Source organism: Streptomyces niveiscabiei, assembly GCF_033794345.1.
GTDB lineage: Bacteria > Actinomycetota > Actinomycetes > Streptomycetales > Streptomycetaceae > Streptomyces > Streptomyces niveiscabiei.
This window is the reverse complement of sequence record NZ_JARAYJ010000049.1, coordinates 26874-52038: the sequence shown is the minus strand read 5'-3', so window position 1 is coordinate 52038 and position 25165 is coordinate 26874. Positions and strand designations below refer to the sequence as shown.

Here is a 25165-nt window from a genome sequence, read left to right as displayed (position 1 = left end):
TCCAGCGAGTACTTTCTGGGGGCGGCCATGGTCGATGTTCCTCTCATGAGTCCCATCTGACCCTCTGTCAACACACTCCGCATCTCGGGGGAACCTCAGGGCCGGACCTGTGCTGATCCTTTGGCGGGCATGCACAGGCCGGCCCATCTTTGCGTTGAGCCCCGGCTTGCCGGGGCGCGTGGGGGGTACGCTACCCGCGTCAGGGTGATGCCGGGGACTTTTCCCAGAAAGCCTTGTTCTGAGGGAAGTCCCCCAGTTGGTTTTGGTCTGGTGGAGCGTGAAGGGACTGGGATCTCTCCAACCCCGCGTACGCGGGGACCACGTTGACAGAGAAGTTCCCCAGGGGGCACCCCCGCGTGCGCGGGGACCAGAAGGTCGCGGTGCAGAGCCGTGAGGCGGTGCCTGGAACACCCCCGCATGTGCGGGGACCACAGTACGCCGACTCTGGAGCCGGCTGTTGAAGAAACATCCCCGCGTGCGCGGGGACAGCTACGGCGATGAGTACACCGCCATGGTCAACACGGGACCACCCCCTCGCAGGCGCGGGGACCACAGGGTCTTCGCGTTGAGTGCGAAGTAACCGCCGGGAACATGCCCGCGTGAGCGGGGACCACGACCGAGGACGCGATCTGATGCAGGGCTGGAGGGGAACACCCCCGCGTGCGCGGGGACCACTGGGGCCTCGAACTCGCCATGGACCTGAGCCGGGGAACACCTCCGCGTGCGCGGGAACCAGAAGGTCGCGTGGACCCTCGCCCCGGCCGAGTGGGGAACACCCCCGCGTGCGCGGGGACCACAAGGTCGTCGAGAAGACGAACCAGGCCATCGCGGGAACACCCCCCCGTGCGCGGGGACCACATCCCCTTCACGGCGCCGAGACGCCGAGCGACGGGAACACCCCCGCGTGCGCGGGGACCACGACGCCTGGTACGTCGTCACCGACGACCCGGCGGGAACACCCCCGCGTGCGCGGGGACCACCGCAATCCAAATGGTCGCCATCAGTCCTCCAGGGGAACACCCCCGCGTGCGCGGGGACCACAACCCGGCTGGCTGGAGGAACGGCCGCTACCGGGGAACACCCCCGCGTGCGCGGGGACCACCTGCGGTTTCCAGATCATTCCCAGGGAGTCCAGGGAACACCCCCGCGTGCGCGGGGACCACTCCGGTCACGGTGCCAGACGGTTCGTTCGGTCGGGAACACCCCCGCGTGCGCGGGGACCACGTGAAGTCCATCGAGCCGATTCCGTCCGAACCGGGAACACCCCCGCGTGCGCGGGGACCCCTGGCTGCTGCTGGCCACCGTTCCTTCGGCGCTGGGAACACCCCCGCGTGCGCGGGGACCACCCCGTGCCAGCGACGACTGCCCCACGGCCACGGGGAACACCCCCGCGTGCGCGGGGACCACCCCGATGGCGGCCCACGTGGTGCCGGCGGCCCGGGAACACCCCCGCGTGCGCGGGGACCACCGGCCGTCGCTTTCGGGAGGATCTGGTTCGTCGGGAACACCCCCGCGTGCGCGGGGACCACTCAGCATCCTCCCCCCGACCGGTTTGCTGTCCGGGAACACCCCCGCGTGCGCGGGGACCACAACCCGGCCGGGTGGCGCAACGGGCGCTACCGGGGAACACCCCCGCGTGCGCGGGGACCACGACGACGTCGGGCACATGGTGATCGCCGCGCTGGGAACACCCCCGCGTGCGCGGGGACCACCCGACGACCTTCTTCAGGGCTGTGAGTGCCACGGGAACACCCCCGCGTGCGCGGGGACCACCCGCCGTGTTCTCCTCCACGGCGGTCGTTCCCGGGAACACCCCCGCGTGCGCGGGGACCACGCTCGGGCCTCGTACCGTCCGGCGGGCTGGTAGGGAACACCCCCGCGTGCGCGGGGACCACGTTGATGAGGTCGGTGATCTGGGTGCGGTCCAGGGAACACCCCCGCGTGCGCGGGGACCACTCCTGGGCACGGCTGACGGCACGGTTGATCGAGGGAACACCCCCGCGTGCGCGGGGACCACCAGGATTTCAGGGCGCGGTCGGTGACGCCCTGGGGAACACCCCCGCGTGCGCGGGGACCACCGTTTCGGGTCCCGTTTGGACTTCCGTTTGGGGGGAACACCCCCGCGTGCGCGGGGACCACTGCTCGGACGGCGCCCTCAACAACCCCGACGGGGGAACACCCCCGCGTGCGCGGGGACCACCCGCAACCTCCTGGAGGGCGGCGGCGAGGACGGGGAACACCCCCGCGTGCGCGGGGACCACACCGTGCCCGGGTCGCCCACCCGGAGGTCGTAGGGAACACCCCCGCGTGCGCGGGGACCACCTCGGTGAGGCGACGCACGTCAAGGCCCCGGCGGGAACACCCCCGCGTGCGCGGGGACCACCCGCCGGGCCTGACCTGCGGAAACTCCCGGTCGGGAACACCCCCGCGTGCGCGGGGACCACCCGATGGGCCTCGACACCACCGGTATCCCCGAGGGAACACCCCCGCGTGCGCGGGGACCACACCCCTATATCGGTGCGCGCGTTACGGCGTTAGGGAACACCCCCGCGTGCGCGGGGACCACGCCGTGTACGACGCCTCACCGGAGGCCCCGGCGGGAACACCCCCGCGTGCGCGGGGACCACAGCTGGTCGGCCAGCTCGGACTCCCGGTGCAGGGGAACACCCCCGCGTGCGCGGGGACCACTCACAACGAGCCACGCGCCACAACCGGCGTCGGGGAACACCCCCGCGTGCGCGGGGACCACACCCCGGGGCGGTGCGTGCCGGTCCGTGGCGGGGGAACACCCCCGCGTGCGCGGGGACCACTCGTCGATCATCGGCACCAGGGCGCGGTACACGGGAACACCCCCGCGTGCGCGGGGACCACCGGACGGTGTCGAAGAGGTAGAAGCCGAGGCTGGGAACACCCCCGCGTGCGCGGGGACCACGGCCAGCCACTCCTCGGCGGCCTCGTCTGCTGGGGAACACCCCCGCGTGCGCGGGGACCACGATCGAGAACCAAGTGGTGGCCAATCAGCCGCGGAACACCCCCGCGTGCGCGGGGACCACTCGTGGAAGTTCTTGACGGCCCTCTTCGGCCTGGGAACACCCCCGCGTGCGCGGGGACCACAACACGATCACGTGCCGGTCGCCGGGGATGAGGGGAACACCCCCGCGTGCGCGGGGACCACCACCCCGGCTTGAACGACGAGATGTCCCATCAGGGAACACCCCCGCGTGCGCGGGGACCACGTGCAGCGGGGCGCCGCGTGGACCGCGACGCGGGGAACACCCCCGCGTGCGCGGGGACCACAGTGCGTGAGCTGGGGCTTTATCTGGCCGCTGGGCTGTTTTTCGTTACTTGTGGAGAAACGGACATCACGGTCACTGGTGGCAGTTTGTCGGAAGAGGGGGGCTGGGAAGTGCTTGTGCTGGTGATGCAGCGCTGGCCATTGTGGTCCGCGTGTTGGCTGATCAAGGGCGTGAAGGGCATCGGTCTCCCCAGCGTCGAGATGCTAATCGTACGGATCGCTGCTGGTTGTCAGAGGTCGTTTCGGGGGCGCGGTGGGGTGCGGGGCCGCTCCGGGCGCAGAGGCTTGCTGACGGCAGTCTGCCGGGCGTCAGTATGGACGTTTGCTAGGCGAAGTTCAGATCGTCCTCGGCGTCCTTGGCATTCATCAACAAGGTGCTTGTGGAACCCCAAGTTTCCCCCTTTTGGGCCGAGTTTGAGATGATTAAGTGCCGTCCGATCTGCGATATGGATCATCTCGACTTAGCGAATGCGAACCATTGGAGGGGTGTGCCCACCAATGGGCACGCCTTCAGGGTCGAGCTGGATCGAGGGAGATTCAAGCAGGGTGGAAACGGGTAGTTTGCCCTAGCTCGTTGGTGAAGTCGCAGGTCAGCGGCTTGTCCGTCTCGGGTTCGACTCCCCTAGGCTCCACTTCTTCTGACCCCCCTGACCTGCGGAAACGTGGTCAGGGGGGGTTTTTATCCGGATATTGTGTGCTGACGTGTCAGTACTGCGCTGCTGGCCGCCGTCGCTCTCCCGTGGATCTCCTGGGCTCATTGACCGAGGAGGCGGACGGGGCTGTAGTCCGGTCACGGGGCCGGGTGCGTTCGTAGGCTCGCGGGATGGCGGAGGTCGCCGAAGTGTCCGCTCATGCCGCCTTCCTGCGCGCCAGGCTGGACGAGAAGGAAGAGCACCTGGTCAAGCGCCTCGCGGAGGTACGTACCGAGCGCGCAGAGCTGGAGACCTTCGGAGCGGGCCGTGTCGGCGCATTCCGTGAAGCAGACGATCTCGGGGGCCCTTGTTTGGTTGGTGATCAACAGCGTCGGCCGGATCGGCAGGTCGTGCGGCAGATGACGCCACCCGGGATCCCCGGTCGCCGACCGCGCCACCCGGTCCTGCTTCCAGGCGGTGATCATCGGCTCGATCAACGCCTGCCGGGCATCCGGTGACTCGGCTCGGACTTGACGCCCACGGGAAGGAAAGGATCAGCAGGGCGGGCTCAGCGAAGGGCGCGCACGGTCGCGAGGACGGGCGCGGCCGGTCTGAGGATGGCGCCGGGGAGGGGGGCGATCCGGCCTGGGTCGACGTCCAAGTGGAAGCGTTGTGCCAATGCGGCCAGGACGAGGACGACTTGGACCTGGGCCAAGCGTGCGCCGAGGCAGGCGCGCGGGCCGGTGCCGAAGGGGAACCAGGCGTGGTCGGTGGCGGAGACCGGGGAGCCGACGGCAAAACGTTCCGGCTGGAACGTCTGGGGATCGGGGAACCACCTCGGGTCGCGGTGGACGGACCACTGGCTGCACCACACCAGGGTGCGGGCCGGAATCGGAATGCCCGCCAGGGCGGTGTCATGGAGGGCGGTCATGCTCAGCGTCCAGATGGGCGGGTAGAGCCGCAGGGCCTCCTTGACGACCTGCTGGGTGTAGGGCAGCCGGTCGTAGTCCTCGTGGGTGGGAGTCCGTCCCCCCAGGACGCGGTGCAGTTCTTCGCTCAGCCGCGACCTGGTCCGCGCGGCGCCGGAGAGCTCCAGCCAGGTCCAGGTCAGCGCCGCGGCGGTGGTCTCGTGTCCGGCGATCCACAGCGTCACCGCTTCGTCGCGCACTTCGGTGTCGGTCAGCGGCCTGCCCTGCTCGTCGCGTTCGGCCAGCAGCATGTCGAGTACGTCTTGGCGGCGGTCGCCGGGATTCGCGCGGCGCTCCTGGATGAGTCGGTAGATCACGGCGTCGATGACCGAGAGGGCGGCCAGCAGCCGCTTGCGGGAAGGGGTGCGCACCCAGCCGGGCAGGAAGAGATCGATGCCGCGCAGCACCGCCGCCGCGAGCTCGTGCTCCACGGTGGCCATGGCCGCACGCAGGTCGCGGCCGTGTGCCTGGGGGGTGTCGCCGAACAGGGTCCGGTTGATGATCCCTTGGGTGATTCCCGTCATCTCCTCGAGAACGTCGATGCGCTGGCCGTCGCGCCACTGGCCGGCGTGAGCGCCGGCATGGGAGGCCATGGTCGCGGCGTACGCGCGCACCTGGCGGGGCCGGACGGCCGCTTGGACCTTGGTGCGTTTGCGGCGCCACTGCTCGCCGCGGGCCGCGGCGACGCTGTTACCGGTGACTTGGCTGATGGTCCAGCCGACGTCGGACCTCTCGAAGTCGCTTCCGTCGGCCGCCAGCAGCGCGGCGATGTGCTGCGGGTGGGAAAGGAGTACGCAGCGCTGCGGGCCCAGCGACCAGGTGACGAAGTCCCCATGGTCCTCGCGCAGACGCACCATGAAGTCCAGCGGGTCCCGGCCGAACGAGAGCAGATTTCCCAGCACCGGCAGCCTGCGGGGGCCGGCGACGGGGCGGAGCGGTGCGGCGTCGGACACAGCCATGGGGCCCTGCTTCCGTGTCGTGGGTTCGAGCTGTTCATTCGCAAGATCAGTGGTGCCGGGCGGTGCGGGGGCACGCGGCGCTGTCGGGAGAGCAGTTGGCCGCGACCTCGCGGCTCGCCGCGCGAAGGGGGTGACGGCCTCGACAAGGAGATCGCGGAAGTCGGCACGCTTTTCGAGGCCCGCTTTCGGCGAGCACGGCCGTGGCAGCAGTCCGGTGGTGTCATCTCACGTCGTCTCATCGTGCAGAGGTCGCGTGCCTGCGGATGCGGAGCAGGGTGGCCGCGCGCCCGCTGGAAACCGGTGCTCCGTGGAAGCGGACGGCCACACGGGCAAGGCGGAGGCCGATCGGTGCCGTGTCGCCGTGGCCAGCCAGCGCAGCAGAGCCATGCTTTCGGCCACAGCAGTCGCGAGCCGCCGGAATTCCTCGGGCGTGCGGGCGACGGTCAGATCGCGCACCGTGCCGCCGATCACATCGAGCAGCGGTCGAAGGACCGCCCACCACAGCCGGGCCATCCGGTGTTCCTCGGCGGCGAGCAGGGACAGTGTGGCGGCGCACTGGGCGGGGCTGCGCCGCCACAGCCGGTACACCGACCGGCGAACGGTCCGCGCTCCCGTGCCCGGACCGGACAGCACCTCGTACAGCAGCGTGGAAAGGGTCTCGGACGTCCTGGTCGCCGCCGTGCGGTTCTCGGCGTAGTCCTCGACCGAGGCCGCTCGGGCCAGGCACTCGGCGTCGGCGAACGCCAGGGTGAGTCCGGAGGCGGTCAGCGGATGGAAGTGACCGGTCGCGTCACCCACGAGTGCGAGCCCGTCGCGGCCGTAGGCGGTGCGTGCGGCGGTCCGGTTGGCCGCCCACTGAGCCGCGCCGGAGCGGATCGCTTCCTCGAAGCCGCGACGCAGACCGGGGGGAAACACGGGGGTGTAGTGGTGGCTGAGGTACGCGGCAAGCGCGCGGTGGCGCACCTGGGGCACCGGGATGTCGACGCAGACCCGTACGACGCCTGGCGCGATGCGGTAGAGCATGACCGGCCCGGGTCCTCCCAGCAGCACGTGCGCGTAGTTCTCGTACGGCAGTGCGGCATCCCGTATGAGGAATCCCGCCATCCGCGACAGCGACGTCGAGGTCCGTTCCAGGCCGAGCGAGTGGCGTACGAGGGAGGCCCTGCCATCGGCGCCGACGATCAGGGGGGCGTGCGCGGTGCGCCGGGTCTGGGTGGCGGCGTCGAGATAGCGCACCCGGCCTTCCTCGACGTGCGTCGCACGGCACTGCTGGGCGAAGGCGACGCGCGGATGCGCACGGGCCGCCGACCACAACGCGCCGACCAGCAGCCGGTGTTCGGCGGCTTGCGCCTGGACGCCGTCCGGGTAGGGGATGACCACGGGAGAGGAGCCGTCGTCGGGATAGGTGACGAATCCCCGCCCGGGACTGTGGCCCGCACCCGTCAGATCGACCCCCAGCCCCGAGAGGATGCCGACACCGGCGGGATGGATCCACTCGCCCGCCAGCCGGCCGGTCGGTTCGAGGGCGGCTTCCAGGACCAGCACGTCCCGGCCGCCACGGGCCAGCGCGAGCGCCGTAGCACAGCCGGCGGGCCCTCCGCCGACGACGACGGCGTCGCACGTCCCGTCCACAGGCGCCATCTCTCCTCCTCGGACTGCGGAAACCGGGGCGGGTCCTCCGGGAGCATCACCCGCGCTGAAGGGCTGTCGTGTCGTGGTCACGGCGGCCCGGCATCCCGCGAGCCGGCGGCGCCGGGCCCATGCGGCGGCAGGGCCTCGGGGGTGTATGCGGTGTTGTCCGACTCCTTCTGGTGAGCCATGGGGTGTCGGTGATCACCCTGGTGGCGTCGATGCACCGACGCCACCAGGGACCAGCGAAAGGGTGATACCCGCGGTCGCGGCCTCAGTCGGTGCCCGGTGCGGGCGCGGGGTGCTCACACGGCTGCCACGCTCGGCTGTCGGCCCCTGGGGGTGTGGCCGAGTATCGCTGGTATGGACGAGATGCTCCGCACGCGTGTCCCGGCGGCCGTGACCGCGGGTGTCGAGAACCTGGTGAGACGTCAGAGCGATGACGGCAGTTGGCACTTCGCGTACACCGGTCCGACGTTTCTGCTGCCGATGTATGTGACGATGTGCCATGTCTCGGGCACGCCGATCCCCGCCGAGCGCGCGGCGCGGATGCGCGCCCACCTGGTCTCGACCATCGGGGACGACGGTTCGGTCGGCATGTACGCGGGTGGCCCGGGCTGGGTGTTCACCTCGACCCTGGGGTACGTGGCGCTCCGGCTGCTGGGCGAGGACGCGGACGCCGAGCACATGGCCCGGTTGCGCGCCTGGATCCGCGGGCATGGCACGCCGCTGCGCTCCGCGTCCTGGGGCAAGATCCTGCTGTGCCCGCTGGGCCTCTACTCGTACGAGGGACTGCACCCGCTCGCGACCGAGGCGATGCTGCTGCCGAGATGGGCGCCGCTGCATCCGAGGCGGCTGTGGATGTACGCCCGCCAGGTGTACATGCCGATGGCGTGGCTGTACGGGCAGCGCGCGGTCATGCCCGAGGACGAGCTCGTCCGCGCGCTGCGCGCCGAGCTGTACGACGAGCCGTACGACCGTATCGACTGGTCGGGGCACCGGTCGACGATCGCGCCGTGTGACAACCACCAGCCGCTGACGCGGGCGTTCCGCTGTGTCTCGACGGTGCTTCGCGGCTGGGAGCGGATCGTTCCGCGACGGCTGCGGTCTCGTGCGCTGCGGCGGCTGGCGCAGCACATCGACTACGAATGTGAGATCACCGACGGTGTGGTCAACGGTTCTGTCTGCGCCTGTCTGTATTCGCTCGTCCACCATTTCCGTGAGCCCGGCGGCGAGCGCTTCCGGACGGGGCTGGCGGCGCTGGAGGACTACCTGCGCAACCCCGGGCCCACGCTGGACCTCCGGCCCAACAACTCGACGCAGCAGTGGGACACCGCCCTGGTCGTCCAGGCGCTCGGCGAGGCGCAACGGGCCGTCGAGGGCACCGGCGCGCGCACCGCGATGCAGGCGGGACTCGACTTCGTCGACAGGCAGCAGATCCGTGACGACCCTCCGGACCGCATCCGGTTCCACCGGGACCGCTCGCGAGGCGGCTGGCCGTTCACCACGCGCGCGTACGGCTGGGTGATCAGCGACTGCACCGCCGAGGCGCTCAGCGCGATCTTCCGCGGCGAGGCACTGGCGCTGGACACGCCCGAACGTACCCGCCTGGAGGATGCCGTCGAGTTGCTGCTCGCCTATCAGAACCCGGACGGTGGCTGGCCCATGTGCGAGCGGATCCGCGGCGGGAGGTGGCTGGAACGGCTCAACCCCTCACAGATCTTCGGCGTCATCATGGTCGACTGCTCGCATGTCGAGATCACCGCATCGTGTCTGCACGCGCTGACAGAGGCACAGGCGCACGTGCCGCCGCCGGCCGCGGCCGGCAGCATCGACCGGGCGGTGGCGGCGGGCCGTGAGTTCCTGCTGCGCTCCCAGCGTACGGACGGCAGCTTCGAGGGTTTCTGGGGTGTCTGCTTCACCTACGGCACGTGGTTCGGCCTTCGCGGTCTGCTGGCCGCCGGGGTTTCCCGCACGGACCCCGCTGTCCGGCGAGCTGTCGCCTTCCTTCTGTCCATCCAGCGCGCGGACGGCTCCTGGGGCGAGTCCCCCCGAAGCTGCGTGGAGCGCCGCTACGTCCCCGCGGACGAGGGGAAGGCGGTGATGACCGCCTGGGCCCTGCTCGCGCTGGTCGAGGCGGGATACGCGCGGCATCCCGCCTGCGTACGGGGCGTGCGGTTCCTGGTCGACCGCCAACGCCCGGACGGCGGCTTCGCCCGGGAAGGTTTCCACGGTGCGTTCAACCGCACCGGACCTCTCGACTACGACGGCTACCGGCACTACTTTCCCGTCTGGGCACTGGCCATGTGGTGCAACTCGGCTTCAGGGCACGAGGTTCGTGAGGCCGATGTCGAGGGGGAACGGAACGGCGGTCTTGAGGCGTCCTCGGTGGATGCCGGTGGCCACGTATGAACTGGTCATGCTGTCCAGTCCGTAGGCGCGGACAGCCGGGGCCCCTGCCTCGTCGCGGACGGTCGTTTCCCGCTCGGTCTCGAACCCCGCAGGGGCCGCCTGCCGCAGAGCGAAGGTCGAGTGCCTTGAGCCGGACGCAAGAGGATGCCGATAGGGGTGTCGGGTTCGACTCCCCTGGGCTTCACTTCTTCAGACCCCCTCTGAGCTGTGGAAACGCGGGGCGGAGGGGGGCTTGTCGGTTCGTCTGACGTAGACGGTGATGCGTGCCCCGTGGAGTTGGGTCGAGGTGTGGGGGCGGAAGTGGTGGTGCAGGGTGTTCGTCTTGGCCTGGTCCTGGGGGGTGGGCGGGGCGGGGTTGGTGTGGAGGACGAGGATGCGGTCGAAGCGCAGCATGCGGGCGGCGATGTCCTCGGCGGGGAACTCGATGCCGGTGAGGGTGTTGGAGGCGGTGGGGGTTCGGGAGAGGGCGAGGTCGGTGGGGAGGGGGGCCGTGGGGGTGGTGAGGGTGCGGTGGTGGGTGGGGAGGTAGAGGAGGCCGTCGCCGGGGCGGGCCGCTTGGAGGATGGCGGCGGTGATGGCGGTGGCGTTGTTGGTGCGGCTCTCCGGGGTGCGGAGGGTGAGGCTCGGTGGGATCAGGGCGGTGAGGGCCGTGAGGAGCGCGGCGTACGTGATGAGGGGGGTCCGGCGGAGGGTGTGGTCCAGGCAGGCGCCGAGGAGGAGTGCGGTTCCGGTGGTGCTGTAGAGGACGTACCGGTCCACGAACAGGGGCTTGGCGAGGGAGGCGAGGAGCAGGAGGAGCGTGGGGAGCACGGCCAGGGGGAGGGCCAGTGCGGTGAGGTGTACGGGGCCTCGGGCGCGCGGCGGCGTCAGTGCGCAGGCCGCCGCCACCGCCGTCATGAGCAGGACGCCGGGGAGGCGTACCGGGCTTTCGATCCAGGCCAGTTGGGCGGACTGGCCCGCGCTGCGGATGGCCAGGGGGAGGAGGCCGGTGATGACGGAGGCGGCTGTCAGGGACCACGCCCGCAGTACTCGCCGGGGTACCCGGGAGACGAGCAGGGTGGTGCCGTGGGCGGCGAGGGCGAGGGCCGCGAACTCGTGGAGGAGGCAGGCCAGGAGCATGGTGGAGCCGTAGAGCGGCCAGCGCCACCGGGTGGGGGTGACCAGGGCGAGGGTCGCCCAGGTGATCAGGGCGCAGACCATCGCGTACGAGCGGCCTTCCTGGGCGTACTTCTGGACCTGGGGGAGGACGGCGAACGCCAGCCCGGCGAGGAGCCCGGCGCGGGGGCCCGCCAGGCGTACGCCCAGGGCCGTGACGCCGGCCGCCGCCGCGGTCGTCGCGAGGACCGAGGGGAGCCGTAGGGGGACGAGGCCGTCGCCGAAGGCGGTGAAGACGGCGTGCATCACGGCGTAGTACAGGGCGTGGACGAGGTCGATGTGCTGGGCCGTGGCCCAGATCTGGGGCAGGGTGCGGTGGGCCAGGTCGTAGGTGACCGCCTCGTCGCCCCACAGCGTGTTCCGGCGGCGGATGCCCCACAGGCCCAGGGCGAGGGTCAGGGCAGCGGGGGCGAGGGTGATCCACGCCCGGGTGGCGGGGCGGCGTACGGGGGTGGGGACCGGCTCGGTCGCGACAAGGACGGACATCGGTGGGCCCTTCGGGAGGTGGGCCGTCAGCGTGCCCGCGCCCCGTTGATCCGCCGCTGATCCGAGCTGATCGGACGGTCAGGAAGGGGGCCGCACGCTGTGCGAGGCTGCACCGCATGCGGATCCTGGTGGTCGAAGACGAGGTGGACCTTGCGCGGACCCTGCACACCGGACTGACCGCCGAGGGCTACAGCGTCGACCTCGCGCACGACGGCCGGCAGGGGCTGTGGATGGCCCGGACCGGCGAATACGCCCTGGTCGTCCTGGACTTGATGCTCCCCGGGCTCAACGGATACAAGGTCTGCGCCCAGTTGCGCCGGGAGGGCAACGCGACGCCCATCCTGGTGCTCACCGCGAAGGACGGGGAGTGGGACCAGGCCGAGGCGCTGGACACGGGCGCCGACGACTACCTCGCCAAGCCGTTCTCGTACCTGGTGCTCGTCGCGCGGCTGCGGGCGCTGGTCAGGCGGGCGGCGGCGGTCGCGCCGCCCGTGCTCGCGGTGGGGGACCTGTCGCTGGACGTCGCCGGGCGGGTGTGCCGGCGGGGCGGGGTGCGGGTCGATCTGACGCCCCGGGAGTTCGCCGTACTGGAGCTGCTCGCCCGGCGGGCCGGGCAGGCGGTGTCCAAGGGGGATCTGCTGTATCACGCGTGGCCCGACGAGGCCCTGGATCCGAATCTGGTGGAGGCGAGGGTGAGTGCGTTGCGCAAGAAGGTCGACGTCGCGTTCGGGCGGCGGTCGCTGGAGACGGTGCGGGGAGCGGGGTACCGGCTGGTGGACGACCGTGAACGGGCGTGAGGCGCGGCGGCGGTGGTGGTGGCCGCGGTCGGTGCGGGCGCTGGCCGCGCTGACCGCCGCGCTGACCGCCGCCGGCATCCTGCTGGGGATCGGCTGGTGGGTGCATGACGAGGTCGAACGCGAGAGCGCGCGGATCGTCGAGGACCAGGCCCGTGGGCAACTCTTCGCTCTCGTCGACCAGTTGACGGAGGGGGGGATGCCCAGCCGCAGGAGCACCCTGCCGTTCGAGGTCGTCGCGACCGGCCGGCGTACCCCTGTCGCCTCCGGCGGGGGCATGGACTTCTTCGATGCCGGCAGCGGCCATGTACTGCCCGCCCCGCCCGCGCTCCACGCGCCGGTGAACGCGATCACGGAGGACAGCTGGGGCTACGACGTTGAGCACCTGCGCATACCCGCGCGCCGCGACTACGACCCGCCCGCGAACAGATTCGACCTGGCGGGCGGGACCTACCCCGTCCTGTACGTCGACATCTGGGCCGGTGAGCTGGACCGCGGCAGTGCCGCCGCGCTGGGCGTCGCCGCCGGCTCCACGCTGCGGGCCTACGTGGTGGCGCTCCCGGACACGGCCCGGGCGATCACCGGCACCGTCGACGACCTGCTGCTGCGGGCCGCCCTCGTCAGCGTCGTCCTCATCGCCGCCGCGACCTACGGCGCCGTACGCGTCGCGCTGCGCCCCGTCGAGGCGATCCGGGTGCTCACCGCCTCCGTCACCCCGAACAACCCCCGCGAACGCGTCACCGTGCCCGCCTCGGGGCACGAGATCGCCGCGCTCGCCACCACCATCAACACCACCCTCCAGCGCCTCGACAACGCCGCAGCCCAGCAGCGCCGGTTCGTCGCGGACGCCGCGCACGAGCTGCGCAGTCCGCTGACGACACTGCTGGCCAGCCTGGAGGTCGCGCTCGCCTATCCGGACCGTACGGACTGGCCCGCGGCGGCGACCACCGCCGCCCGGCAGACGCGCCGGCTCCAGGCGCTCGCCGAGGACCTGCTGCTGCTCGCGCGGCTGGACACGCGGACGGGGGGCGGGATCGGGGCCGTGGACCTGGCCGAGGTCGCTGCGCGGCTGGTCGAGCAGTATCCGCTCGGGGAGCGGGAGTTGGCGCTCACGTGGGACGGCGCGGAGAGCGCGTACGTCCTCGGGGACGCCGGCGAGTACGAGCGGCTGGTGCGCAACCTCGTCGACAACGCCGTCCGGCATGCCGCGCACCGGATCCAGGTCACCGTCCGGGAGGAGGACGGGTGGGTCGTGCTCGCGGTGCACGACGACGGGCCGGGGGTGCCCGGCGAGGACGCCGAGCGGATCTTCGAGCGGTTCGTACGGCTGGACGACGCGCGCTCCAGGGACGACGGGGGGACCGGGCTGGGGCTCGCCATCGCCCGGGACCTGGCCCAGCGGCACGGCGGGACCCTCACGCTCGCGCCCCGCACCCTCGGGGCGTGCTTCCTGCTCCGCCTGCCGTCGGCCGAAGGGGGTCCAACCGCTCGCATAGTTGGATCGAACGGGAGGTAATAGCCCGCGGGATCGGGGACGTTGGGGGAAGACCGAGTGGTTGGAGGAACGGCGTGGACAAGAAGCAGCGGCGGCAGATGCTGGCCGAGGTGTACGCGGAGCGGGAGCGGCTGCTGCCGCTGCGGGGGCAGGCGTCCCGGACGACCATCGAGATGGTGCGGTCCAGCGCGGGGAATGTGGGCGAGCCGGAGATGGTGCCGTACCTCAACCTCGCCTACCTGCTGGGCGTGAAGCGGGGGCTGGGGGAGGACGCGCTGATGGCGTTCGCGCTGTCGCTGGCGAACTGGGCGGTGGCGGCGGTGGCCGAGGTCGCGCGCTCCTCGGGGCGGACGGTGGAGCAGGTGGTCGACATGTACGAGACGGCGATCATGGCGGCGGGCGAGGCGCTGGAAGAGGAGGAGAAGGTGCCGCTGAAGGAGGGGTTCCAGAACGAGGAGGGGTTCTGGGGGGACGAGGACTGAGGCGGGGGTACGGGCGGAAGCGCATCGGAAGCGGATCGGCTCTGGTGGCGGAAGCGGGCGTTCTGGTCGCATCGGCGGTGTCATCCAGCCGTTCCGTGCGCTCCTCGCCGTCGGCTCGCTGCCGGCTCGTGCGTCTCACGGGTCGTGAACGTTGGAGTACCCATGAACGACCCAGGACCACCGTCCTACCAGGGCGTCGGGCTCGTCCCGCCGGCCGGGCCCGCCCGCACCTGGGGGCTCGCCGTCGTCGGCGTACCGCTGGTGCTCGCGCTGCTCCTGACGCTGGTCGTGAGCCTGTCGGGCGGCGACGACTCCGGCGGGTCCGGCGGCGACTGGAGCGGCTCGTCGGGCTGGCCGGGGACCTCGGAGACGGCGGAGGCGACGGAGGAGACGGAGACGGAGGAGGCGACCGACACGCCCGTGCCGTACGACTCGACCGGCGATCCCCTCTACGAGGAGAGCGCGACCCCGTCCGCTCCGGCCTACGAGGAGAGCGCCACCCCGTCACCGTCCCCCTCCCCCTCCCCGTCCGACGCCACCGGCCCCGAAGCCGTCGTCACCGCCTACTTCGCGGCCATCAACGACCGTGACTTCGCGACCGCCTGGTCCCTCGGCGGCAAGAACCTCGACCGCGACTACGACACGTTCGTCGAGGGCTTCGCCACCACCGAGTCGGACAGCATCACCATCACCTCCGTGCGGGGCGACGACGTGGCGCTGACCCTCGAAGCGCGCCAGACGGACGGCACGACGAAGACGTTCGACAGCGTCTACACCGTCAGCGGTGGCGAGATCGTCCGTGCCAGGGGCACCCAGACCAGTTGACCATCCGGCAGGAGCGAACCGCCGTGACCACCCAGGTGATCCATCCCCGTCCGCCCGACCCGGGGCCTCAACCGCCGCGCACCGCCCGCGTGTACGCGTGCACCAAGGCCACCCGCCTGCTGTCCGCGGGCACTTACCTCGACGCCGGCTACCGCCGCGCGGTAATCCGGGAGCTGCTGCACAACTACCCCCGGGTCGTGGCGCCGTCGTACGGCTACGACGCCGTGTCGGTGCTCGCCCACGCGCTCGCCGCCCGCCGGCTGCACCGCCTCCAGTGGGCCGTGGGCCTCGGTTCGGCGTTCGTGGTCTGGCTGCTGCTGGTCCTGGGCGTGCTGAACTTCCTCCTGGCCGCGCTGTTCCTGGTGTGGGCGCTGTGGGCCGTGGCCTACCTGCGGCGCATCGTGACCCTGCACACCCTGATGACCCGGCTGAAGGAGACCCGCCCCGACGGCGGTTTCGACGGCGCCTACCCCGCCGACCGGGCCCTCACCGACACCGTCGTCCACAAGATCGACCACGAGCAGTCCAGCGGCAGCGGCCTCGTCTTCTACAGCGGCTTCCGGCCGTTCGTCGGTGCCGGTGAACTCCTGCGCGAGTGGTCCAACGCCCAACTCCTGCTCGGCGCGCGCAAGAAGCGGATCGACACCCGGACGAAGGCCGACGGCGGCGGCGCCACCCTGGACCTGGAGGCGCGCGAGACGCCCGTGCCGTTCACCGTCCGCGAGATCACCGACTACGTGGCCGCCCGGATGCGGGCGGAACTGCGCGACGAGGTCCGCGGCGACGAGCGCATCGAGGGCCTGACCGTCGAGCAGCGCCGCTTCACCACCGCCATCCGCACCAACGACCGTACGCGCGGCCCCGGTTGGTCCCGGCTGCCGGGTGTGGACGACCTTCCCGAGATCCACTGGCGGGAGGACTACGACTCGGCCCGCGAGTACCTGTGCGTGCGGGTCGGTTCGTGGAACGAGGAGCTGGTGACCTCGGTCTTCGTCGGGTTCGACCTCAAGGGCGACACCCTGCACACCGAGTTCTACACCTACGTGCTCGGCCCGCTGGTGGACGATTTCCACCTCGCCGACCGGCTCCCCGACGCCTTCGACGGCCGGCTGGCCGTGCGGGTCGCGTGGGGCATGGTCAAGGCCGTACCGATGCGCGTCCTGGCGCTGGCGCTGTCGCCGCTGTACCTGGTCCCGGAGCGGTTCCTGCCGGCGTCGGTACGACGGCTGCTGCGCCCCGGACGCAGCCGCGCCAGCGTCGGGGCCGGCACCGAGGTGCGGACCGCGGTGGTCGACAACAGCGAGTTCCAGCTGGGCCGTTACGCGACCGAGGCGGTCGACTGCGGTGCGCTGACCAGCGTCCGGGAGATGGCCACCAGCACCACCTACCACCACTTCTTCCAGAAGACCGACGCCGTCAAGTACATGCAGATCGTGCAGCGCCGCACGCTCCAGAACATCCGGGCGTTCCTCGCGGAGCACAACATCGACCTCGCCGAGCACGACCGCGCGCAGACCAACATCCTGATGGGGGACCGGAATCAGGTGATCGCGGGGGACAACAATCACGGCTTCGGCTACAACTACCACGAATCCGGCGGCGGTTCGTCCGGTTCATCCGGTCCGGCCGGTCCGGCCGGCGACTGAGGGGGCGGGGACCATGAGCGGGAACTTCACGTTCGGCGACAACAACCAGGTCGTCACCGGCGACGGCAACCAGCGGTTCGGCTACGACTTCCATGAAGCACCGGCGGCCTCCGCCGTCGAGAAGCGGGAGCAGCCGTCGGAGCCGGGGACACCCACGTTCCCCTCCGACGACGTCCGCGCCCGCAGCGTCTTCGTCGTGCACGGCCGCGACGAGGAGGTGCGCTCGGCGATGTTCGGGCTGCTGCGCCGCCTGGACCTGCGGCCCCTGGAGTGGGAGGAGTTGGTGCGCGCCACCGGCAAGGCGTCGCCCTTCCTCGGCGAGGTCGTCGCGCACGCGCCGTCCCAGGCGCAGGCCGCGCTGGTGCTGCTCACGCCGGACGACATCGCCAAGCTGCACCCGCAGTTGCTGGGCGACCGCGAACATGACGACGAGACCCGGCTCACCGGACAGCCGCGGCAGAACGTGCTGATCGAGCTGGGCATGGTGCTGATGGCCTACCCCGAGCGGACCGTGATCGTCGAGGTCGGCCGGCTGCGGCAGCCCGCCGACACGGCCGGGCGCAACGTCATCCGCTTCGACGGGTCGGAGGAGTCCCTCAGGAAGATCGTCGCGCGGCTGAAGGTGGCCGAGTGCCGGCTGGACGACGCCCGGCCGGACTGGCTCGACACCTCGCCCTTCGCGAACCTGTCGGCCTATCGGCGGCTCGCCTGACCTCACGGTGCGGCGGGCCCCGACGCGAGGGTGTTCAGGAAGGCGCCCAGTTCCCGCATGTCGATCCGCTCCAGGTCCGACGGCCGTACCAGCACCCGCAGTTCGCGGCAGACGGCGCCTTCCCGGGAGCGGGCGACGAAGGACATCAGCAGCAGCCGCAGCAGGCTGTCCAGGTCGAGATGGCCGAGCCGGGCGAGCCCCGAGCCCACCAACGGCATGGCCACGCACTCCAGTTGGGCGTGGTCGCGCAGCGCCTCCCACAGCCGGGTCAGCCCGGCCGAGAGGTCCTCGACGCTGGAGGCGGCCACGTAGTCGTTGCCGATCCGGCTGTAGGCGACGGCGAACACGAGCCGGGGCCGGGCGCCGAGCACCGCGACCGTGCCGATCGGGTACCGGTCCAGTTTGCCGAGCGGTTTGCGGGCCCGTTCCTCGCGCGCGACCGGGGTGAAGGGGGCGAGCGCCGCGTCCAGTTCGGCGTCCAGCCGCCGTACGTCGCCGTCGTAGCGCCGGGCCAGCAGCTGGGCCTGCACGCTGTCGCCGTTGATGACGACGGACGCTTCCGGCTCGGTGTCGAAGGTGTCGCAGAACCCGACGACGAGGTGCGCGCTCTGGTCGAAGACGTCGCCCGCCTCGACCACCACCGTCATGTCCGGCCGCCGGAACTCCTGCCGCACCCGCTGCACCGGCCGGGCCGCGCGGAGCCCCCACACCAGGCAGGCGCCCACCGACACCAGGCTGACGAGTCCGGCGTCGGGCAGGCCGCCGGGGAAGAGCTGGCCGGTGAACTGGAGCAGCGCGGACATCCCGCCGAACGCGACGGCCGTGTTCCGCACGAAGAGCTGCCGGGCGCGGCGGGTCCCGTGCCGCCGCGACGGCCGCCGTATCAGCCGGCGTATCAGCCGGGCCGGCCGTCGTATCGGCCGTCGTGGCAGCCGTGTCGCACCCGGTCCACCGGGAACACCCGGACACATCGTTCCTCCAAGGCATCGTGATAATCTGCCCGTCACTTGAGAGTTACGCAGAGTGGCGCACAGATGCGGCGGGGGCGACGCGAGTGGCCGATGCACGAACGCACATCCAAGTGAAGGTCCTGGGCCCGGTCCGGCTCGAAGTGGACGGCGTCGCGGTGCGGCTGACACCGCTGACCACCCGGCTGCTGGTCCGCCTGGTGGCCGCCGAGGGCGAGGCCGTTCCGGTACGGCAACTGCGGCGTGACGTCTGGGGGTTGGCCGACGAGCCGCGCCATCTGGCCCAGCGCAACCGCAACGAGGTGCAGAAACGCGTGCTGGAGCTGCGCCGCGCCCTCGACCCCCGGCAGGACGGCACCGGCGCCCGCGTCCTGCGCACCGAGCAGCAAGTCACCCTGCACGGCACGGAGTCGGCCTACCGCCTGGTCCTGCGGCCCGGGGAGCTGGACAGCGCGCGGTTCACCGACCTCGTCCGCGGCGCCCTGCTCGACCCGCCCGCCACCGCCGCGCACCGGCTCGACGAGGCGCTGTCCCTGCTCTACGGCCGCCCGCTGGCCGAGGTCGACGGCGAGGCTTTCGCGGAGCCCTTCATCCGCCGCCTCACCGCCCTGCGGGACGCCGCCCGCCGTGAACTCGTGCGTGTCCAGGCCGACTTGGGCCGCCCCGAACTCGCCCTGCCGGTCGCCGAGTCGATCGTCCGCGACCACCCCGACGACGCTGAGGCCGCGCACACCCTGGACGCCCTGCGGGCCACGCTGCGCGCCCGGCACGGCGCCGAACTCATGCGCCACCGGGTGCCGTTGCCGGGTCAGCGGGCCGATGTCGTCCTGGTCCGGGGCGACTTGTTCGAGCAGACGGACGCCAACCTGGTCGTCGGTTTCACGGACACCTTCGACACCGAGTCCGACCAGTCGATCGTCATCAGCGGCGAGAGCGTGCAGAGTCAGCTCGTGGACCGCCTGTTCGCCGGGGAACGCCGGCTGCTGGACGAGAAGCTCAGGTCCGGGCTGCGTACGGTGCGGGCCGTCGCGACCGAGAGCGTGCGGGCCAAACCCCGGGGGCGGCGCGTGCGTTACCCGCTCGGCACCACCGTCGTCGTCCCCGTGGACGGCGGACGCCGGGTGTTCGCGACCGCCTACTCGCGGCTCGGCAACGACCTGGTGGCCCACTCCGGGCATGACGACCTGCGCGTCAGCCTGGAGAGCCTGTGGGCGTCGGTCGCGGTGCACGGGCTGTTCAAACCGGTCGCCGTTCCGCTCATCGGGTCGGGGCTCGCGCGGGTCACCGATCTCGACCGGGGGCAGCTCGTGGGGCTGATCGTCGACTCGTTCATCGAGGCTTGTCGCCGCTATCCCGCGCTCACACCCGAACTCCGCGTCGTGGTACGGCCGGAGGACCTGGCGAGAACCGACCTGTCGCCGGTCGAGAGACGGTTCCAGGAGTTGGTGCCCGACCTGGAGCGGGGCCCGGACCCGAGGTGAGGCCGGGCGGTGGGTGGTGGTTCCCGCCCCCCGGTCCGGTGGGTTCCTCCGCATCTCTGGGCTCCCCGTCTGCGGCGCCGTCCCACCGGTCACGCGGTCCGCCACCGCCGCCCGGCCTCACCGGACTCCACTGCACCGCGCCCGCCGCTTCCGCGGGCACCCGCTCTCCGCTTCCGAACCGATTCCGAGTCACGAGGACTTCGTGGGGGCCCGTAGCTCGACGCGGTAGCCGGCGGGGAGGGTGGGGCCGGCGGTGAAGGTGCCGTCGAGGAGTTCGGCGCGTTCCCGCAGGCCGATCAGGCCGTGGTGGGCGCTGGGGAGGGGGACGGTGGGGCGGGTGGGGGCGGTGTTGGTGACGGTGACGCCGAAGTGGTGCGGGTCGTGCCAGAGGCGGATGTCGGCGCGGGCGCCCGGGGCGTGTTTGCGGACGTTCGTGAGGGCCTCCTGGACCGTCCGGTAGATCGTGCGCTGGGCGGTCGTACTGATGCCGGGAGGGAGTTCGCCGGTGAGGGTGGTCTCGATGCCGCTGCCCGCGATCAGCCGTTTGAGGTCGGCGAGGGTGGGCTGGGGGGAGAGCTCGGTCTCCTTGCCGCTGGAGGCGCGCAGCAGGGTGACCATGTGCCGGAGTTCGTCGAGGGTGTTCACGCTCAGCGTGCGGATCGCCCGGGCCCCGTCGACGGCCTGCCCGGGGTCGTGGGCGGCGACCTGGAGGGCCGCCGCCTGCACGGCGATCAGGCTGACCTGGTGCGAGACGACGTCGTGCATCTCGCGGGCAAGCTGGGCGCGTTCCCGGGCGAGGACGTTCTGCGCGTACAGCGCGCGCTCGTGCTCGCGGACCTCCTCGATCTCGACGAGCTGCCGGCGCAGGTCGCGCCGGGCCTGGACGAGCTGGCCGACGAGGACCGGGGCGAAGGACGTGGCCAGCGTGTAGACGGACTGGACGAGCGTCCAGGTCCGGTCGCCGGAGAACGACTCGGACAGGGGCCACACGAGGGTGCCCGCCGCCGCGCTCAGCAGGGCGCAGCCGACCAGCAGCGGACGGTTCCGGGTGCGCGTGGCCAGCGTGTACAGGGCGGCGAGCGGCGCGACCGCCACGTCCAGGAACAGGGTCATGGGCAGGGTCAGCACGACGACGGCCAGCGGGGCGTACCGGCGCAGCAGCAGCCCCGTACAGCCCAGGGCGACGCACGCCCACATGAACGGCGTCGCCGCCTCGTCGTGCAGGTTGCCCCACGCGTCGAGCGCGGCGAGCGCGGCCAGGCCCGCGTCGACGGCGGGACGCGGCACGCGCCGCCACAGCGCCCGGCCCGTGTTCATCGCCGACCGCTCCCCGCCGGCACCCGCATGTCGTCCACCGCCACGTCTCCTCCCGTCGGTCTCTTCCGCTGCCGACGGTACGTCCGGTACGTCACCCGGTGACCGGGTCCGCCGGGAAGGGTGGCCACCCGGCGGGGGAGGTCCAGCCGGTCGGGGGGGCTCACGTACCGTGGGCTCGCCCGAGCCCGAGCCCGAGTCCGAGCCCGAGTCCCCGCCCGAGTCCGTGGGGCGCACCGTCGTCCGTACCGCCCGAGGAACAGCCAGCCATGTCCCGTCCGTCTCTGCGTCAGTCCGTCCGCGCTCTGGCCCGGCCCCATGTGCTGTTCGGGGGTGTGTACGGGGCGGTGCTGGCCAGCTCCATGGTGGCCGCGCTGACGGGGGAGGGTGAGACGGCGCCCGGCGAGCGGCTCAGCAGCGCCCAGTGGCTCCTGATCACGGCCGTCGCGTCGGCCGTCGCGCACGGGTACGCGCATCTGATCGCCCTGCGCGGCGACCAGACCCACCACGGGGTGCGCGCGGCGGTGCGGCTGCTGGTGTCCGAGTGGCCGCTGGTGATGGCGACGGGGCCGACGGTCGTCCTGCTGCTCGGCGCGGGCTGGGGGTGGTGGCCCTCGGCGGGGGTCGAGTACGTGGCCTTCGCCGTGAACGTGGCGCTGCTGTTCGCGTGGGGTCTGCTCGCGGCCCGCGCCGCCGGGCGTACCTGGCGGTCGGCCTGGCTGATCGGGGTGGCGGACGCGCTGCTGGGGCTTGCGGTCGTGGCGGCCAACGCCGTCATCAAGTAGGCGTCACCTCGCGGCGAGCCGGCCGCCGATCCACTCCAGGGTGGGGGCGATCTCCCGTTTCCAGGTGGTGAAGTTGTGGCCGCCGCTGTCGAGGACGATGGACGAGACGCGGGCGGGCGCCCGGACCTTGCTGATGAACGCCATGGTGTCCTTGAGGTTGCGCTCGCCGGTCTTCGAGCTGCTGACCAGGAAGGACGAGGCGCGGGCGGGCACGTGGTCCAGGCTCCACAGCAGGTCGGCGCGGTTCTTCAGGTTCCGGTCGCCGTGGAAGAGGTCGCCCGTGGTGAGGTCGTGGGGGGCCTTGTAGTGCGGGGAGAGGCCCGCGCTCGCCGCGAACCGGTCCGGGTGGTGCAGGCCCAGTTTCAGCGCGCAGTAGCCGCCGGTCGAGTTCCCGATGACGCCCCAGTTGCGGGCGTGTCCGCCGACGCGGTAGGCGCCCGATATCGCCCGGGGCAGGTCCTGCGCGAGGAACGTCTCGGTCTGCGGGCCGCCGGGGACGTCCGCGCACTCGGTGTCGCGGGGCGGTGCGACGGTCGGGCGCAGCATCACCAGGATCATCGGCTGCATCTTCCCGCGCGCCGCGAGCCGGTGGGCCGTCGAGGGGTACTTCAGCCCCTTGATCAGGGACATGGCGTTGCCGGGGTAGCCGGTGAGGACGACGGACGCGGGGAACGTCCGTTTCGCGTGCTCCGGCCGGAAGTACTCCGGCGGGAGGTAGACGTACGCGGGGGCGTTGATCCTGGACCGCGCGCCCCGTACGACGACCTTCTGGATCTGCCCGCCCGCCGAGGGCTGTCTGCTCACCACGGTGAGCTGCCCCGTGCCGGACGAGTGGTTCACGACCGTGCCGTCCGCCTGCTCCAGGCCGAGGAGGTCGGCCCAGGACGCGTAGAACATGAAGGCGTTGTTCGCGACGAGGCCGACCGAGGCGAAGACCATGGTCTGGGTCGCCAGCAGCAGCCCGGTACGGCCCAGGAGCGCGCGCCAGGTACGCCGGGCGAGGCGTGGCCAGAGCACGATCGTGAGCACGAACAGCGTCACCGCCGCGAGCACGGCGAGCGTCAGGACAGCGGTACTGGTGAGACCCATGGGGAGGAACTTTCTCGGGTGTGTGCGGGGAGTCAGGAGGCGGCGCGCGACCGCCTGCGGAAGAGGGCGGGCAGACCCGGCGTCGTCACGAAGCCCTCCGCCCGGCCGCAGGCCAGCGCGATCCGCAGCAGTTCGCCGCTCTTCTGGAAGAGGATGTAGCGGGGCTCCCAGACCGGCCGGTACTTGGCGTTGGCCCGGTACAGCGACTCGATCTGCCACCAGCGGGAGAAGAACCCGAGGACGGCGCGCCACAGCCGCAGCACGGGCCCGGCGCCGAGCCGGTCCCCGCGCTCGAAGACCGACCGGAACATCGCGAAGTTCAGCGAGACCCGGGCGAGGCCCACCTCGTCGGCCCGCCGCAGGAGTCCGATGACCATGAACTCCATGAGCCCGTTGTCGCCCGCCCGGTCCCGGCGCATCAGGTCGAGGGAGAGCCCCTCGCGGCCCCAGGGGACGAAGCTGAGCAGCGCGCGCAGTTCGCCGTCCGCGTCGTGGCACTCGACCATCACGCAGCGCCCGTCGTCCGGCGCGCCGAGCCTGCCCAGCGCCATCGAGAAGCCGCGCTCGGTCGCCCCGTCGCGCCAGCGGTCCGCGTCGGCCACCAGGCGGGCCATCTCCGGCTCGGGGATGTCCTCGTGGCGGCGGACACGCACGGTGTATCCGGCGCGCTCGACCCGGTTGTACGCCTGCCGGACCCCGCGCATCGCGCGCCCCTCCAGGGTGAAGTCCGCGACCTCGACGACGGCCTCGTCGCCCAGTTCGAGGGCGCTGAGACCGTGCCGCGCGTAGATCACGCCCGCTTCCTCGGAGGCCCCCATGACGGCCGGGACCCACGCGTGTTCCCGGGCCTCGGCCAGCCAGGCGTCGATCGCGCCCGGCCACGCCTCGGGGTCTCCGACGGGGTCGCCGGAGGCGAGGGAGACACCGCCGACGACGCGGTAGGTCACCGCCGCTTTCCCGCTCGGGGAGAAGACGGCCGCCTTGTCGTGGCGCAGCGCGAAGTAGCCCAGGGAGTCGCGCTCGCCGTGCCGGTCCAGGAGGGCGCGCAGCCGGTTCTCGTCGTCCTCGGTGAGCACCACCCGGCCCCGGGGGCTGCGGAACGCCACGTACAGGACGCTCAGGAACAGCAGGGCCGCCGTCACGTTGAGGGTGCCGTCGACCCAGCCGGGGACCTCGATGAGGCGGGACGCCTTCTCGGTGGGGTCCAGGGTGACGAAGCGGGCCAGGACGTAGCCGAGCCGGTCGGTCAGGCTCGCTCCCGTGGCGGTGCCGGTCGCCTGCACCAGCGCCAGGCCCAGCGCGCTGCTCAGGACCAGGCCGCCCGCCAGGGTCGCGAGCGCCGTCCGGGGGTTGGAGCGGTCGCCCTTCGACGTGAACTCCCGGCGCCCCGCGAGCAGGGCCAGCAGGAACAGGGCGGTGAGCGCGGCGGAGGCCCAGTTCATCCAGTGGTGGCCGAAGTCGACGTCCTCGTCGGGCACGAACAGGAAGAGGGCCATGCCCGTCAGGGTCAGCGCGGTGAGGACCGTGTTGACGATCCACGCCGCACGCTTGCGCCTGCGCATCGCCACGGCCAGCCACAGCGCGAGGATCGCCGACACCAGGCCGGCGGTCAGCAGGTACGGGGTGAAGTACTCGCCCTCGTTGTGCCGCCGCACCCCGTCGTGCAGGGGGACGGAGAGCACCGCCAGGACGTTGAGCAGGGCCATGGCGCGCAGGTACCAGACGCTCGCCGCTGCCGCCGCTCGGCGGTATCGGGGCGGTTCTACGGCTGTGGTGGACGGGGTGGGCTTCGCGGCGGTCGTGGGCGGGGTGGTGGTCTGTGCGGCTGTCGTGGGCGGGGTGGTCTGTGCGGTCACGTCTACGACATTCGCGAAAGTCCGGAGCAATTGGCATCCGGCAACCGGGGGCACGTACCCCGCCGGGTGGCGGGTCGCGCCGGGCGGCGGATGCCGCGCCCGCCGTGTGGCGGGGGGTGACCGGCCACCCGTCGGATACCGGCGGCCCGGGGCGTCGGCGAGGTTGGAGACACGCCGGGAAC

General features: G+C 71.9%; 17 protein-coding genes and 1 CRISPR repeat array. Of the genes, 9 read left to right on the top strand and 8 right to left on the bottom strand.

What is annotated here, in order from left to right; genetic code table 11:
* Window positions 1–585: 585 nt before the first annotated feature.
* A CRISPR array of direct repeats spans window positions 586–3297; the repeat unit is 29 nt; unit sequence GGGAACACCCCCGCGTGCGCGGGGACCAC.
* Between the two features lie 788 nt (window positions 3298–4085).
* The 3 genes from PV682_RS39355 to PV682_RS39345 form a co-directional block, all read right to left on the bottom strand.
* Window positions 4086–4412 carry a hypothetical protein gene (locus tag PV682_RS39355; RefSeq protein WP_319737079.1) on the bottom strand — a complete coding sequence of 109 codons (327 nt, stop codon included), beginning with the start codon at window positions 4410–4412 and terminating at the stop codon, window positions 4086–4088.
* Window positions 4413–4495: 83 nt separating this feature from the next.
* A complete protein-coding gene (locus PV682_RS39350) occupies window positions 4496–5854 on the bottom strand; it encodes a cytochrome P450 (protein WP_319737077.1) in 1359 nt (452 codons plus the stop codon).
* Window positions 5855–6079: 225 nt separating this feature from the next.
* On the bottom strand, window positions 6080–7495 hold the full coding sequence (locus tag PV682_RS39345; protein WP_319737075.1) for an FAD-dependent monooxygenase: 1416 nt from the start codon (window positions 7493–7495) through the stop codon (window positions 6080–6082).
* Window positions 7496–7846: 351 nt separating this feature from the next.
* On the opposite strand from PV682_RS39345, the gene PV682_RS39340 reads away from it, so the two are divergent.
* Window positions 7847–9895 (top strand): prenyltransferase/squalene oxidase repeat-containing protein, encoded by a 2049-nt coding sequence (locus PV682_RS39340; RefSeq protein ID WP_319737072.1) that lies wholly within the window; start codon window positions 7847–7849, stop codon window positions 9893–9895.
* Window positions 9896–10084: 189 nt separating this feature from the next.
* Here PV682_RS39340 and PV682_RS39335 read toward each other — a convergent pair whose 3' ends face one another.
* Complete coding sequence (locus PV682_RS39335) at window positions 10085–11536, bottom strand: glycosyltransferase family 39 protein (protein ID WP_319737069.1); 1452 nt, start codon at window positions 11534–11536, stop codon at window positions 10085–10087.
* A gap of 116 nt (window positions 11537–11652) precedes the next feature.
* Between PV682_RS39335 and PV682_RS39330 the strand changes: the two genes are divergently transcribed.
* From PV682_RS39330 to PV682_RS39305, 6 genes are all read left to right on the top strand, one after another.
* Complete coding sequence (locus PV682_RS39330) at window positions 11653–12333, top strand: response regulator transcription factor (protein WP_319737067.1); 681 nt, start codon at window positions 11653–11655, stop codon at window positions 12331–12333.
* The gene (locus tag PV682_RS39325; RefSeq protein WP_319737066.1) at window positions 12320–13846 is read left to right on the top strand and encodes a sensor histidine kinase; all 1527 of its coding nucleotides are present in this window, start codon (window positions 12320–12322) and stop codon (window positions 13844–13846) included. Before PV682_RS39330 ends, PV682_RS39325 begins: the two co-directional genes overlap by 14 nt.
* A 53-nt stretch (window positions 13847–13899) precedes the next feature.
* Window positions 13900–14307: a hypothetical protein gene (locus PV682_RS39320; RefSeq protein ID WP_319737064.1), complete on the top strand. Its 408-nt coding sequence runs from the start codon at window positions 13900–13902 to the stop codon at window positions 14305–14307.
* 162 nt (window positions 14308–14469) lie between these two features.
* Complete coding sequence (locus PV682_RS39315) at window positions 14470–15132, top strand: nuclear transport factor 2-like protein (protein ID WP_319737061.1); 663 nt, start codon at window positions 14470–14472, stop codon at window positions 15130–15132.
* Between the two features lie 23 nt (window positions 15133–15155).
* Window positions 15156–16778, top strand: a complete 1623-nt coding sequence (locus PV682_RS39310) for a hypothetical protein (protein WP_319737059.1) — start codon at window positions 15156–15158, stop codon at window positions 16776–16778.
* Window positions 16779–16791: 13 nt separating this feature from the next.
* Complete coding sequence (locus tag PV682_RS39305; protein ID WP_319737058.1) at window positions 16792–17490, top strand: nucleotide-binding protein; 699 nt, start codon at window positions 16792–16794, stop codon at window positions 17488–17490.
* A 2-nt stretch (window positions 17491–17492) separates the two neighbouring features.
* Here the strand turns inward: PV682_RS39305 and PV682_RS39300 are convergent, their stop codons facing one another.
* The gene (locus tag PV682_RS39300; protein WP_319737056.1) at window positions 17493–18323 is read right to left on the bottom strand and encodes a macro domain-containing protein; all 831 of its coding nucleotides are present in this window, start codon (window positions 18321–18323) and stop codon (window positions 17493–17495) included.
* Window positions 18324–18544: 221 nt separating this feature from the next.
* On the opposite strand from PV682_RS39300, the gene PV682_RS39295 reads away from it, so the two are divergent.
* On the top strand, window positions 18545–19939 hold the full coding sequence (locus PV682_RS39295) for a macro domain-containing protein (protein ID WP_319737054.1): 1395 nt from the start codon (window positions 18545–18547) through the stop codon (window positions 19937–19939).
* A gap of 189 nt (window positions 19940–20128) precedes the next feature.
* On the opposite strand, the gene PV682_RS39290 is transcribed toward PV682_RS39295, so the two are convergent.
* Entirely contained in the window at window positions 20129–21256 is a 1128-nt protein-coding gene (locus tag PV682_RS39290) for a sensor histidine kinase (protein ID WP_319737052.1), read from the bottom strand.
* A gap of 266 nt (window positions 21257–21522) precedes the next feature.
* Here PV682_RS39290 and PV682_RS39285 point away from each other — a divergent pair, with 266 nt between their 5' ends.
* Window positions 21523–22038: a hypothetical protein gene (locus PV682_RS39285; protein ID WP_319737049.1), complete on the top strand. Its 516-nt coding sequence runs from the start codon at window positions 21523–21525 to the stop codon at window positions 22036–22038.
* Window positions 22039–22041: 3 nt separating this feature from the next.
* Here PV682_RS39285 and PV682_RS39280 read toward each other — a convergent pair whose 3' ends face one another.
* Both PV682_RS39280 and PV682_RS39275 read right to left on the bottom strand, forming a co-directional pair.
* Window positions 22042–23127: an alpha/beta hydrolase gene (locus PV682_RS39280; RefSeq protein ID WP_319737046.1), complete on the bottom strand. Its 1086-nt coding sequence runs from the start codon at window positions 23125–23127 to the stop codon at window positions 22042–22044.
* Window positions 23128–23159: 32 nt separating this feature from the next.
* Entirely contained in the window at window positions 23160–24983 is a 1824-nt protein-coding gene (locus PV682_RS39275) for a phosphatidylglycerol lysyltransferase domain-containing protein (RefSeq protein ID WP_319737043.1), read from the bottom strand.
* Window positions 24984–25165 lie beyond the last annotated feature (182 nt).

Coding starts and splice junctions, on each gene's coding strand:
- PV682_RS39355 (WP_319737079.1), bottom strand. CDS start 4,412: ATGATCACCGCCTGGAAGCAGGACCGGGTGGCGCGGTCGGCGACCGGG.
- PV682_RS39350 (WP_319737077.1), bottom strand. CDS start 5,854: ATGGCTGTGTCCGACGCCGCACCGCTCCGCCCCGTCGCCGGCCCCCGC.
- PV682_RS39345 (WP_319737075.1), bottom strand. CDS start 7,495: ATGGCGCCTGTGGACGGGACGTGCGACGCCGTCGTCGTCGGCGGAGGG.
- PV682_RS39340 (WP_319737072.1), top strand. CDS start 7,847: ATGGACGAGATGCTCCGCACGCGTGTCCCGGCGGCCGTGACCGCGGGT.
- PV682_RS39335 (WP_319737069.1), bottom strand. CDS start 11,536: ATGTCCGTCCTTGTCGCGACCGAGCCGGTCCCCACCCCCGTACGCCGC.
- PV682_RS39330 (WP_319737067.1), top strand. CDS start 11,653: ATGCGGATCCTGGTGGTCGAAGACGAGGTGGACCTTGCGCGGACCCTG.
- PV682_RS39315 (WP_319737061.1), top strand. CDS start 14,470: ATGAACGACCCAGGACCACCGTCCTACCAGGGCGTCGGGCTCGTCCCG.
- PV682_RS39305 (WP_319737058.1), top strand. CDS start 16,792: ATGAGCGGGAACTTCACGTTCGGCGACAACAACCAGGTCGTCACCGGC.
- PV682_RS39290 (WP_319737052.1), bottom strand. CDS start 21,256: ATGAACACGGGCCGGGCGCTGTGGCGGCGCGTGCCGCGTCCCGCCGTC.
- PV682_RS39285 (WP_319737049.1), top strand. CDS start 21,523: ATGTCCCGTCCGTCTCTGCGTCAGTCCGTCCGCGCTCTGGCCCGGCCC.
- PV682_RS39280 (WP_319737046.1), bottom strand. CDS start 23,127: ATGGGTCTCACCAGTACCGCTGTCCTGACGCTCGCCGTGCTCGCGGCG.